The organism is Blautia sp. MSJ-19 (assembly GCF_018918125.1).
Taxonomy (GTDB): Bacteria; Bacillota; Clostridia; order Lachnospirales; family Lachnospiraceae; genus Blautia_A.
Genome location: NZ_JAHLQA010000044.1, coordinates 15,368 through 29,097, shown reverse-complemented (window position 1 = coordinate 29,097; position 13,730 = coordinate 15,368). Strand labels below are relative to the sequence as shown.

General features: G+C 41.3%; 7 protein-coding genes and 1 pseudogene. 6 read left to right on the top strand and 2 right to left on the bottom strand.

The window, feature by feature from the left end; translation table 11 throughout:
* The first annotated feature begins 89 nt into the window (after positions 1 to 89).
* The 6 genes and pseudogenes from KQI91_RS15145 (at position 90) to KQI91_RS15120 (ending at position 11,472) form a co-directional block, all read left to right on the top strand.
* The gene (locus tag KQI91_RS15145; RefSeq protein ID WP_117943791.1) at positions 90 to 1,490 is read left to right on the top strand and encodes an MFS transporter; all 1,401 of its coding nucleotides are present in this window, start codon (positions 90 to 92) and stop codon (positions 1,488 to 1,490) included.
* Positions 1,491 to 2,985: 1,495 nt separating this feature from the next.
* Positions 2,986 to 3,551: pseudogene (locus KQI91_RS16435) on the top strand (helix-turn-helix domain-containing protein).
* Between the two features lie 164 nt (positions 3,552 to 3,715).
* Positions 3,716 to 4,738: a Wadjet anti-phage system protein JetD domain-containing protein gene (locus tag KQI91_RS15135; RefSeq protein ID WP_216393596.1), complete on the top strand. Its 1,023-nt coding sequence runs from the start codon at positions 3,716 to 3,718 to the stop codon at positions 4,736 to 4,738.
* Positions 4,720 to 6,354: a hypothetical protein gene (locus KQI91_RS15130; protein ID WP_216393595.1), complete on the top strand. Its 1,635-nt coding sequence runs from the start codon at positions 4,720 to 4,722 to the stop codon at positions 6,352 to 6,354. Before KQI91_RS15135 ends, KQI91_RS15130 begins: the two co-directional genes overlap by 19 nt.
* A gap of 5 nt (positions 6,355 to 6,359) precedes the next feature.
* Positions 6,360 to 7,073, top strand: coding sequence for a DUF6063 family protein (locus KQI91_RS15125; RefSeq protein WP_216393594.1), 714 nt, complete (start codon positions 6,360 to 6,362; stop codon positions 7,071 to 7,073).
* The gene (locus KQI91_RS15120; protein ID WP_216393593.1) at positions 7,066 to 11,472 is read left to right on the top strand and encodes a hypothetical protein; all 4,407 of its coding nucleotides are present in this window, start codon (positions 7,066 to 7,068) and stop codon (positions 11,470 to 11,472) included. The genes KQI91_RS15125 and KQI91_RS15120 overlap by 8 nt, the downstream gene beginning before the upstream one ends.
* Positions 11,473 to 11,496: 24 nt before the next feature.
* Here the strand turns inward: KQI91_RS15120 and KQI91_RS15115 are convergent, their stop codons facing one another.
* The gene (locus KQI91_RS15115; RefSeq protein WP_216393592.1) at positions 11,497 to 12,861 is read right to left on the bottom strand and encodes a sensor histidine kinase; all 1,365 of its coding nucleotides are present in this window, start codon (positions 12,859 to 12,861) and stop codon (positions 11,497 to 11,499) included.
* Positions 12,858 to 13,577 (bottom strand): response regulator transcription factor, encoded by a 720-nt coding sequence (locus tag KQI91_RS15110; protein ID WP_216393591.1) that lies wholly within the window; start codon positions 13,575 to 13,577, stop codon positions 12,858 to 12,860. Before KQI91_RS15110 ends, KQI91_RS15115 begins: the two co-directional genes overlap by 4 nt.
* Positions 13,578 to 13,730: the final 153 nt, after the last annotated feature.

The window sequence follows — 13,730 nt, the reverse complement described above, 5'->3', positions numbered from 1 at the left end:
CTAAAATTAAAATACAGACAAATAGGAATGTGATATTTTAAGCTTACAAGATATCAAGGAAATGTGATACGAAATGAAGGAGGGACACAATGAGTAAAAAACCATTAGGAAAGGACAAATTTGGCGTTCAGAAAGTAATGCGCGTGAAGGATTACTTCGGAGATGCTACGGGACAGTTCGCATTGAATGCGATGTCCACACTGGTAGGACAGCTTACATACTTCTATACGGATAAGGTTGGCATGGCTGCTGGGGCGATTGCAACAATGTTTATTGTCTGTAAGATTATTGACGCATTTACAGACCTGATTATGGGAAATATCATTGACCATACAAAACCGGGAAAAGAAAAATATCGTCCGTGGCTTTTGAAAGCGGGAATTCCGGCAGGTATTGTAATGGTTCTGATGTTTACGGTGCCGAAAATAGGAGATATGGGACAGATTATTTACGTGACAATAACGAACATTCTTCTGACAGCAGTATTATATACGGCAATGGCAATCCCTTATAACTCGCTTATGACCGTTCGTACGAACAGCCAGGAAGAACGAGGCATCATGGGAACATGGAGAGCGGCGACCGGTTATGTGGCAGGTATGATATTTGCAATCTGTATGATTCCGATTACGAATGCACTGGGCGGAAACCAAAACGCATGGATTAAATTTGGCTTTATCATGGGAATTATTGTAATACTGGCAGCCTTGATTTGTTATGCAACAAGCCGTGAGACAGCAACAGAGGCAGGAGCGGTAGTAGAAGCGAAAGAAGAGGATGAAGAAGTGATTCCGTTTAAGGAAGCGCTTGGAAAGCTGTTCCACAACAAATACTGGGTGATTGTTCTTGTGGTGAATCTGCTCTCATGCATTATATATGGTCTTACAGCGGGTGCGGGAGTATATTACTGTAAATGGATTTTCGGCAATGACAACCTGGTCGGCGTTCTCGGAGGAATCGGAATGATTCCGACCCTGTTAGGATTCATATTTGTAGGACCGATGATTAAGAAACTTGGTGTTGTGAAAACGCTGCTGGTGAGCTTTGCAATGGGTGCAGGAGCAAATATACTGCTTCTCTTCACAAAAGACATCTTTTTCTGCTACGCATTATTCGGAAGTATTACAACATTTGCAACCATTCCGATGATGTGTCTGGTTGGAGTTATGACGGCAATGTCAATTGATTATAATGAATATAAATATGGTGTAAGAATGGTAGCAACCTCCAACAGTGCATCCAGCTTTGGCGGTAAAGTGGGAAGCGGGCTCGGAACATCTATTATCGGCTGGTTCCTTGCGGCAGTCGGCTATGATGCTGCACTGACTGCAGCGCCGGCAGCTACAAAAATGGCAATTTACGGATTCACTATTGTAACACCGTTAGTGATATTTGTTATTATGTTTATTCTTGTAAGCAAGTTTGATCTGGAAAAAACACTTCCTGCGATGAAAGAAGAAATTGCAAAAAGAAAAGCACAGAATGCCTAAAAAAACGCCAAAAAGCTTCCTGTATAATTTAAATAGGTCAAGAGATTGACAAAAAAATACCTCAAGTAAAATTAGATTATTACTGACCGGCAAGTTGGTAAAATCTAACGAATACAAGAGGTATCTACAATGAATATTAAAGGTTCAAAGAAGAAAAATCAAGTTTTATCAGTAAATAAGAGATTCAACAGTAACGGATTTTATTCAGTGTATTGAGTGTGAATATAGCAAAAATTGCCGCTTAGTTTAGCAGACTGGGGCGGCTATTTTTGTGTCTTATTGCTTCCTATTGTGTATCCGAGACTGAAAGCTGTCAAGTATAGGCTAATAACAGCAATCAGACCTTCAAGCGTCAACATTGGCATCCCCTCCTTTAGCAAGATTTCCGTCAGCCGAGCTGGGGATTTCTATGTAATCGGAGGGGTGCTGAGTGCCGGTGGCACTCGTTTAGCACCGACCGTAACGGAGTGTAGACCACAGTCCCTCCGTAGAAGGACTAACCGCCTACCGTGTAGGTAGCACCCATAGAACGATCATAACAACCTGTGAGTGTATATGCAATCCTAAATTTGTTTTTATTGAGTGTTCACCAAAGAAGTTGTGATAACAGTATGATAACAAAATAATTCAAAATCAGAAAAACGCTCCGGATTTCCGGCTGAAAATGATAATAAAAAGACAGAAATATACGAAAAAAACGTCTTAATATGCAAGACCGATACCGTGAAGGTGGACGTACTGTTGGATCAGGACGTGTTGCTACAATCATCGAGTAATCACTGATTGACAGATAATAATATATAAATCGGTATCACAAGATACCATGTGTTCAAGCGTAAGATTGCCCCGGAACCGTAAGGTTTCCGGGGTTTTTCTGTTGTGTGGAATTGAGCTATTGGTCATAAATGACTGGCTTTAAGGAAAGACTGTGGGTAGCCCGCGAGAAATTTGCTGTAAGATGACCAGGGGAGAAGTAAGACTGTTGGAAGCCCACAAATTGATACTTGTAGATGACTAGGAGAAAAGTAAGGCTGTTGGAAGTCCACAAAGTTATAGGCTGTAAATGACCAGGGGAGAAGTAACACTGCTTGAAGTCCACAAAATTGATGGTTGTAGATGACTAGGAGAAAAGTAACACTGCTTGAGGTCCACAAAATTGATGGTTGTAAATGACTAAGGTGGAAGAAAGTCAGATAGAGACCAACCAAAACTCCATAAATTGGTTGGTTTATGTTATAGTAAGTATAATGTAGGTCATTGAAAGCTATCAAATCAGATGACTTTTATATGAACAAGCTTAAATCGAATCAATGAAACAACGAAAATCAGATGACTCTGAGTTCAGTAGCTGGAAATCAAGTCAATGAAAGGTAAAAATACCCTTCGGATCATGGTAGACATGCAATGTCTGGTTTGAAAAAACATGAATTCTCGTTTTATGTCGTGGTAATTCTGGTAGATGTTGGTAAGCTGTAAGTGAAAGAGAGGTAAGGACATGGATACAAAAAAGATAGGAGCTTTTTTACAGCAATGTCGTAAAGAAAAAAATCTTACACAGGAGCAGCTTGCCGAGAAGTTTGGGGTATCGGCAAGAACCGTGTCGAGATGGGAGACAGGAACGAATATGCCGGATCTTGGTGTTCTTGTTGAACTGGCAGAATATTACGACATCGAAATAAGAGAGCTCCTGGATGGTGAAAGGAGCCAGACTATGAATAAAGAGCTGAAAGAAACACTGGACAAAGTTGCAGCATAAATAAATCAAAAAAACGTCAAGCCCTGGCAAATGGTCAAATGGAAAAAGACGTGCCATCCACGAAGACAGAATGGACGAAAATCTATAATGCACGGGACATAGTAGAGGCAGAACAACTCGTAGAAATGCTGAAACAAAATGGAATCACTGCTTTTTCGCAGGAAGCAGGTGCAAATATTGCAATGCATGGAGCACCTGGATTTGGAATATATGGAGTGGATATATTCGTGAAAACCGATGACACGGAGAAAGCAGTACAGTTGATCAAAGAGATTAATAACCAAGAGAATGAAGAAAATTTTTGATATTTTTACATATGCATGTAACGCGTCGTACTCTCCCTGTTTTTGCTAAAAAAGGAACAGAAATATAATGATATTTATTGTTGTGCAAAAGCAAAGGCCTGATGTATAATGTTGCCATAGAAGCCAAAGTGGGTGGAGAAAAAAATTGATAGGAGAAACCTTTCATGAAACGAATCTCCCTGGAAAATCTCATTCATACCAGACTAAATCTTTCCTATCAGGAGCAATACGAATACGTCTGCGAGTTACTGCGGGAAGGAAAGATAAAACCGGTAAAAGCCTCCAAAACAAATGGCAAGAAGCCGGCACTTTATCGGGAATACTGGATTCTGGAAGAGCAAAAAGATTACAGTGACTATATAGAAGAACTGAAATATTCTCTTTCAACAAAGATTTCCGTGGATTATTACCTGGCACATCCGGATGTTTATGAAAAGGATCGCCCGTGGGTAATTATGTTGGATGAGTATTTCAAAGACAATTCAGAGCGAGTGCAAATCGCAGAATCTCTGAACGAGAGAAGCTTTGAAATATGGAACAGAGAAAAGTTCCTTGACCGAGAACAGGGCAGGAAAATTCTGAAGCGTTGCGGAATAAATGTAGAGTCCCTGAATGTATACCGAACAACAGAACCATTGCCATATTACACACATACAAGAAATGTTCCTCAGAATCTTCTGATTTTGGAGAATAAAGATACTTTTTTCAGTATGAGAAACTATTTGTTAAGTGGACATACTGAAATTTTTAATATAGAAACAGGAACGTTGATCTATGGTGCGGGGAAAGGAATTCTTCGTTCTTTTCAGGACTTTGATCTGTGCGCAGAACCATATATGAAGCATTCGGGAAACACGATATTATATTTCGGAGATCTGGATTATGAGGGTATTGGGATTTATGAAAATCTTGCCGAAAAGTTCAAAGACAGATGGAAAATAACTCCTTTTGTATCGGCATATAAGGCAATGCTCAGGAAAGCTGAGTCTGTAAAAATATTACCTGGAACCAAAGAACACCAGAACAGAAATATCAGTTTAGAATTTTTTTCATATTTTGATGAACAGACTGTTTGCAAGATGAAAAAGATCCTGGAAGAAGACAGATATATCCCTCAGGAAATATTGAATACGATGGATTTTGACATCATGGACGAAGGGAGAAAACAATGCAGTACGAATTTCTGAAAAATTTCCCTAAACGAATGAAAAACGTAGGGCTGTATGCAGTGCTCATACAGAACAGCATACAGAAAACATCCTGGAAACAGTTTGGATTCTCAAAATTTGATGAACAGATGAATCTCATTTTTGCTGTGATGCTTTATATTATGGAACAGTCTCTGAAGGAAGAAAACTGTACGATGGATGACATCGGTGCATATATTGACACTATCAACAGCAGGTACCTGCATAAAGAAATTTCCTATGAAGACAGCAGGAAACTGGGAGACTTTGTTGTTAATGTGATTCTGTCAAATGAAGGCCGTGCCATGTACTTTGATGGGTACGATTTTGATCAGAATGCTTATCATATCATGCATATCAGTTATGTTGCCAATCGAATTGTATATCTTGATCAGGAGGTCCGTCGAACTTCTTATTATCTGACGGATGACGGGTACAATCTCATCCTTTCCACCCTTGAAATTGAAAATAATATGAAACTTACCATCCATGAAATGATTTTTCAGATGCATCTGGAGAAACAGAGCTACGATAAGGCTGTGGATGAGATAAAAAATGTATTTAATCTGATGCGCATCCAGTTGCAGAAAATTCAGGAAGCAATGGGAAAGATCCGCAGAAATGCACTGAACTATTCTGTCAAAGATTATGAAGAAATTTTGCTGGAAAATCTGGATACAATAAGTGATACAAAAGAAAAATTCCAGAAATACCGGGAACTTGTACGAAGCCGTGTTAAAAAACTTGAAGAAGAAAATATCAATGTGCGTCGTCTTGGTGAAAAAGAGGAAGAAAATCTGGAGAATCTGCGTATCATTGAGAGCTATCTGAACCGTACCATTGATGAGCACCAGAAAATCCTCAGCAGCCACTTTGACCTGAAAGCACTTTATACCAGAGAACTGGAACTTCTGTCACAGGTATCACTGATAAGGAGATTTTCTTTCCGTAATGAATTTTATGATAAAGTTCTGGAAAATCCGGCGGCACTGGAAAATCTGGAATATTTTCTCAGACCACTGTTTAACAGAGAACCAGGCAAGATTTATAATCTGAATAAAGCATTGTTGTATGAGAAACCTTCCACCAGAAATGAGGAAGAAGATACAGAAGAAATCCTGGATTTTGATGAAGAAACGTATCGAAAAGAGCAGGAAGAGAAGCACAAAAAGAAAATGAAACAGTACGAAAACAGTCTGGAAATTCTTCTGGAACAGGCTGCTTCAGAGGGCGAAATTTCACTTCTGAATCTGCAAAATAAAATTCAGAAAGACGAAAAAACTTCCGAAGAAATTCAGAAACAGCTTATTCCGAGTGTGGAGATTTTTAAGGAAATCATGGTTGAGCTGATACGAAACAAAGAGATTGACATAGAAAAGATAAAGAAAGAGAGAAGCGAGTTTATCCAGGAGCAGACAGAGGATTTTCAATTGAGCGAAATGCTTCTCAAACTTTCAGAAGACAGATTTACAGATCAGAAAATAAATAAGATCGAAGTATACAGGATTGAAGACGGAAACACCGTTACTTTTGATAATGTACCAACGGAAATGGGAGAAACGAAGAGTATCCGCTGTTCAAATATCCTGATCCGGATTGTAAGAAACGAGGAATAATCGATATGGCATACGAAGCAGAGGAAATACGCACCAGTCAGGAAATATTTTATTATCTTCTGGAGCATCATGAACTGCGTGAGGAAGACGAACTTCTTTTATACAAGGCATATACAGAAGAAGAAACCGTGCGAAATCTGGTGAAATCTCAGGGAGATATAGCAGGCAGTAATATAGAACGATATGGAAATGTAATCTATCTTATTCCAAAGGAAGAAAATAATTTTCTTGGTTTTTCCAAGCAGCAGTTGAAGGCTGTATTATGTAAATCAGGAGCGACCGACAAAGATTATTATCTGTCCCAGTTTGCGATTCTCACATTGCTTGTGGAGTTCTTTGACGGGCAGGGAAGCAGCAGTAAGTCCAGGGAGTACATGCGTGTTGGAGAGTTTATGAACTGTATTTCACTTCGTCTGAAAGAAGGTGCGGATGAAGAAGAGACAAAGGAAGATACAGCCGGAATTTCTTTTCAGGTACTTTATCAGACCTATGAGGCATTGAAATCCGATGACAGAGGTTCCAGAGCCAAAACAACCAAAGAAGGATTTATCTACAACATTCTCATGTTCCTTCAGAAACAGGGATTGATCGAATATGTGGTGCAGGATGAGATGATAAAGACGACCAGAAAACTGGACAATTTTATGGACTGGAATCTTCTGAATCAGAACAATTACCAGAGAGTTTTGAGAGTACTGGGGGTGGCAAAAGATGAGTAAAATTAATGCAGTACGCCTGATCAATGTAAATTACAATAATAATGCAAATCGTGTCAGCGATGAAATCCTTTACTTTAACGGCGAAAGTACCTTGATTTCCTTGCAGAACGGAGGTGGAAAATCTGTACTTGTGCAGATGCTGACAGCTCCTTTTGTACATGGAAGATATCGTAATGCAAAAGACCGTCCGTTTGAGAGTTATTTTACTACAGCGAAGCCATCCTTTATTCTCGTGGAGTGGGCACTGGATCAGGGAGCTGGTTACGTCCTTACTGGCCTTATGATCAGGAAAGCACAGGATATGCAGGAAGAAAGCAAAGAAAATCTGGATATCACAGGAATTGTGAGTGAGTATCAGGAACCTTGCATCCAGGATATCCGTCATCTTCCTGTAGTAGAAAAAGGAAAAAAAGAGATGATCCTCAAGAATTTCAATTCCTGTCGACAGCTTTTTGAAAGTTACAAAAAAGACAGAGATATGAAATTTTTTTATTATGATCTGACAAATTATGCGCAGTCCCGCCAGTATTTCGAGAAACTACTGGAATACCAGATCAACTATAAAGAATGGGAGACCATTATCAAGAAAATCAATGTAAAAGAATCCGGACTTTCAGAGCTTTTTTCCGACTGCAAAGATGAAAAAGGGCTGACAGAAAAATGGTTTCTCGAAGCAATCGAAAGTAAATTAAACAAGGATAAAAACCGTATCCGGGAATTTCAGTCCATACTGGAAAAATATGCCGGACAGTATAAGGACAATCGTTCCAAAATCAAACGAAGAGACAGCATCCGTCAGTTTAAAGAAGAGGCCGATGCAATCCAGAAACAGACAGAAGAATATCAGAGTGCGGAGCACGAAGAAGGCCGGCAGCAGAACAAAATCGCCTGGTTTATCCACGATATAAACGGTCTTTTACAGACAACAGAAGAGGAATACAGACAGTCAGAATCAGTTATGGAAAAGCTGGATCAGGATATTTCCAGAGTAGAATATGAGAGGCTTTCCAGTGAGCTTTATGGTTGGGAAGACGAAAAAAATCTTCATCTGGGAAACCGGGATATGATTGATATGGAGAGAGAAAATCTCCAGGAACGGGCAGAGGAAACAGAGGAAAAACTTCATATTCTGACATGTGCCAGACAGCAGCAGTCTGTGTCAGAAGAAAAGGAAGAACTGGATCTTCTCAGGGAAAAAATCAAAGCAGCGAGACAACAGGGAGCTGATCTGGAACCGGAACGAAAAGCACTTGGATTTGCCCTCAGAAATCTTTTTGAAAAATATCTTCGTGAGAATAAAGAGCAGCAGGATGCGCAGCTTGAAAATATTCAAAAGACGGGAACAGAAGCGGAGAAAGAAGGACGCAGAGTTACAGAACTGGAAGAAAAAATACGTGACTGTTATGGTAAAAAGGGAAAGCTGGAAAGCCAGATTGAGACATACAGTCGTCAGGAGGAGCAGTTTAATTCCAGATATCAGGAAGAGCTTGCGCGAAATATTCTGGGAGTTTATGAGGCCGGAACACTGGAAATCCGACATCAGATCTATGAACAGGAGCTTACCAGAACTGTAAGAGATCGTACAGAAAGCCAGAAGAAACTGGAATCCGAAAAAGAGATGATCCGAAGCCAGGAGCGCAGTCTGGAAGATAAGAAAGAAGCACTGGTTCATAAAAAAGCGGAAATACAGAAACAGACAGAAGTTTATCAGCGTTATGAAAAAGAACTGGAAATAAGAAAAAATATCCTCAAATATCTGGATATGGAGGCAGGATATCTCCTTGACCGTGATAGGATTCTTGCTACATCAGAACGAAAGCTGAAAGAGCTTGAGGAACTACGGAGAAACCTGGAAAAAGAAGAAGATATATTGGAAAAAGAATACCAGAATCTCACCAGCGGCAAGGTTCTGGAACTGCCGGAAGATCTGAAAAAAGAACTGGATAATCTGGGAATCCACATTGTTTATGGTATGGAATGGCTGAAGAAAAACGGATATTCCCAGAAGAAAAATCAGGAACTTGTTCGAAGGAATCCATTCCTCCCATATGCATTGATTCTGTCAGGGCAGGAAATGGAAAAGCTGGCAAATAACGGCAGAAATATCTGCACTTCTTTTCCTGTACCGATTGTAGAAAGAGAAAAAATCGAAGAAATCCAGGAGAAATATGCAGATAAACTGGTACATTTTCCGGGAATCAGTTTCTATATTTTGTTTAATGAAAATCTTCTCGATGAAGAAAAACTTCAGGAAATGATCTGGGAGAAAAAACAGGAACTGGAAAAAACTGCACAGGCTGTAAAAGTCCGTAAAACAGAATATGCAGAGTATTTCCAGAGACAGGAAGTACTTAAAAATCAGTCTGTAACAAAGGAAAAATGGCAGGAAATCCAGGAACTTCTGGACAAGCTGGAAATGGAAAAACAGAATCTTGAAAAAGACATTCTGGAGACGGTACAGAACCTTGACAGACTGAAAAAAGAACATGAAGAGTTACAGGATTTCATTGTAAAAACAGGTCTGGAAATTCAGAACCAGAAACAGCGTATTGCAGATTTTGGACAGCTTGAAAAAGACTATGTCGTATACGAGGGTAACAGGGCAGCTCTGGAAAAATGCAAAAAAGAAGAACAGCGTTTTCAGGAAAACCAGAAACTGGCAAGGGAGCGTCAGAGAAAACTTCTGGAAGAACAGAATACAGCACGAAATACGTTGAATAGTCTGGAACGGAAAGCCGAAAAACTGAATGAGAAATACACCAGATATGCCGCATATGAAAAGGCGGGGCAGTATACTTTGCCGGAAGAAATGTCTGCAGAGCAGATGGAGGCGCGTTATGAGGCCATCACTTCTGTTCTTTCTCAGGAGCTGAAAGATCTGGAAGAGCGAGAGGCGAAAGCTGTCGGTCGTTTCCAGAGAGAACAGGATGAACTTGAGCATCTTCAGAAGAAATATCGGCTGAAACCGGTGCAGTGGGCGAATATAATTTATGACCGAAAAGAAGAATCACATCAGGAAGTGATTCTGGAAGATTTCCGAAGAAAAATCCAGACAAAAGATATGCAGTGGAATGATGCAGACAAAAAAGCAGCAGTCGCTCAGAGTAAAATCAAAGATCTGGAGAAAAGCATCCGCTCTGTATGTGGAGAAGAAAAACCATTGCCAAAGAAGGAGATTCAGGGACAGGATTTTGAAGCAAGAAAGAATCAGCTTCTTTATCAGAAGAAAGAAGAGAAAAAGCATGCTGATCTTTTGAGTAAAAAAGTTCGAAGTTATGAAGAAAATCTGACAGCTCTATCGGAATATAATGAACTGATTCCGATAGAAATGGAAGACCGGGAACCGGTTTCGGATACTCTGACCGCAGAAGAACTGCGAAATTTCAAAGGAATTCTTATCCGTGATTACAATCAGAAGATCAGAGAGACCCGGCAGAAAAAAGAACAGCTCGTGCAGCTTTTAAACAGGATTATCCGCATGGAAAGTTTTCAGGATGATTTTTACCGGAAACCTCTGGAGCAGATGCTGGAGCTTTCAGGTGATGCACAGCGTGTTCTGATGCAGCTGAAGACAACAGTCCAGTCCTTTGACAGCCTTATGGAAAAGCTGGAAGTGGATATTTCTGTTGTGGAAAGAGAAAAGGAAAGAATTGTAGAGCTTATGGAAGATTATATTCAGGAAATTCATAATAACCTGGGCAAGATCGACCATAATTCCACGATCACCATCCGGGACAGAAATATTAAAATGTTGAAGATTCAGATTCCGGACTGGGAGGAAAATGCAGGGCTTTATCACCTTCGGCTGGAAGATTTTATTGACAAGATCACGAAGGAAGGTGTGGAACTTTTCGAAAAGAATGAGAATGCACAGGAATTTTTTGGCTCCAGTATTACTACCAGGAATCTGTATGATCAGGTAGTGGGAATCGGAAATGTGCAGATCCATCTTTATAAGATCGAGGCACAGAGGGAATATCCGATTACCTGGAAAGAAGTTTCCAGAAACTCAGGGGGCGAGGGATTCTTGTCCGCATTTGTTATCCTTTCCAGTCTTCTGTATTATATGAGGCGGGATGATACCGATATTTTTGCAGACAAAAATGAAGGAAAAGTCCTGATCATGGACAATCCGTTCGCACAGACAAATGCTTCGCATCTGCTGATTCCACTGATGGATATGGCAAAAAAGACCAACACACAGCTCATCTGCCTGACTGGTCTGGGCGGCGATTCCATTTACAACCGCTTTGACAATATTTATGTATTGAATCTGATTGCGGCAAGCCTCCGGGGTGGTTTACAGTATTTGAAAGCCGAGCACAAAAGAGGAAAAGAACCAGATGAGCTGATTACAGCGCGAATAGAGGTTGGTGAGCAGATGGAAATGTTGTTTTGAGAATATGAGATTAATATGGGAATATCATCCCAGCGGAAACCAGACACACGTCCTGGCTCCGCTGGGATAATTTTGTTCGAAAATACTTCTTCCGCCATGCGCCGCAGCAATATGCTCGACCACATGCAGTCCCAGAATATGCGGCGTATTTTCATTGGTTTCCTGTAGATTCAGAGCCGCAAGAACTTCCGGGGGATAGCCTTTGCCGTTGTCACTTACTGTCAGGCATAGAAAATCTTCTGTTATTTCAGTCTGAACAGAAATCTTAACAGATTCAGAATTATGCCGCACGCTGTTGCTCAGCAGATTTTCGAGAAGTCGAGCGAGCAGGGCACGGTCGACAGAAATCTGTGCGTGTTCGGCGGCATTTGTCTGATTCAGCGTAATTTCGCAGTTTTCTGCCAGGGGACTGTCGTAGAATTGAGCAACCAGTTCCCGGAACAGTGGTCCGGCGGTGAAAGTTTCTTTTCGGAGTGGCTGCGCACCATATTCCAGTTTGCTGGTCAGGTTCAGGTCGTCAATAAGAGAGCGAAGTTTTTCACATTGAGTACGGATCCCTGCAGCCTTGTGCCGTACTGTATCTGGCAGAGAAGAATCCTGTTCCAGTTGTTCTCCCCATCCAAGGATCAGAGCCAGAGGTGTGCGTACATCATGACTGACACCTGCGATCCACTGCGTTCGCGTATCGTCCCGCCGCACAAGTATTTCATTTCGTTTCTGCAGATGAGAACTGGTCTGATTCAGTTTCTGAGCCAGTTCTCCGGTAAAGCCATCTGTCGGTAACTGGACAGTCTGTCCGTCAGCCAGTGCATCCAGCCCTTCTGCCACAATTTTTAACCTTTTGGTTCCGTGCCAGCCAATCCATAAACAAAAGATCAGAACCAACAGCAGCATGCCAAGAACAACCATCGGAATACCGTGGACGATATCCTGGAGAACATTTGGTGAATTGTAAAGATTATATTTCCAGAGACTTCCCTTGGTAAGACCAGCCACAAACAGACCATAATCTTCGGACCAGCAGAATACCGGATAATCATCCAGATACCAGCGGGAAAAACTGGCGATGTCGCTGGAAGAATAATGGTGATTCAGTTCGTCCGGCAGACCATAATTCCATTTCACATTTCCATTTTCGTCAAGGATCATAGCCCATGCATAACCGTCCATCCATTCTTCCGGAGCATGTTCTGTTCCAAAAGTCATTCCATTGTCTGTTTTAACCATAGAATCTGCAATTTCACTACAGGAATATTCACGTTGCGGCTGAAGATATCCTTCACGCCAGCCAATCCATCCCAGAAGTGAAATTGTCAGAACCAACAGTAGAAGCACAACGCCAACTGCTGTCAGTACATATCGCCAGATCAGTCGGGCAAAAGTTTTCACGCCAGTTCCTCCTTTGCCAGTTTATAGCCAATTCCCCGCACAGTAAGCAGACAGCGCGGCTGGTTTGGATCCTGCTCCAGTTTCTGGCGCAGGTGACGGATATGAACACCGAGACTGTTTTCATATCCATAGTAATCTGCACCCCAGACAGCAGAACAGAGAGAATCATAAGTCACGATATGTCCGCGGTTATCCGCCAGTTTGCGAAGCAGTGCCAGTTCTGTGGCTGTCAGAGGAATCGTATCTCCGTCTGAAAGCGTAACGAGGGCATCGTTCAGATTCACACTTCGATCTGCAAGTTTCAACTCTTTTGACTTGGTGCGGGCGAGTTCTGCACGATAAGTTCTCTGCAGGATATGCTGAACACGAAGAAGCAGTTCCTGTATCAGAAAAGGCTTTGTCAGGTAATCATCTGCACCAAGTCCGAGTCCAAATAAACGGTCCGCATCGGCATCTCTTGCGGAGAGAAAAAGAGCCGGAACGTCTGCTTTGGCACGCAGAGTACGGAACAGGGAAAAACCATCGCCGTCCGGAAGGTTGATATCCAGGATCATCAGTTCCGGGATCTCAGCCGCAAACAGTTTTTTGGCCGTAGCACAGTTTTCTGCGGTCTGGATATGTCTGTAACCTGCACCAGACAGCTGCTCGCAGAGAAGACGAAGCAGATCTTTGTTATCATCTACGATCAGAATCCGAACTTCATAAATACTGTTCATAATCAGAATCCTTTCAAACAATCAGTCAGTCTTAAATTCAGTTTTACTATATCATACTTTCAATCACTCTATCTGAAAATCCCAAAAACTTAAGCCAAAATTAAGACAGGGTTTGCGATGGATTAAGGTAGACAGTGTAAGCTTTAAACTGTT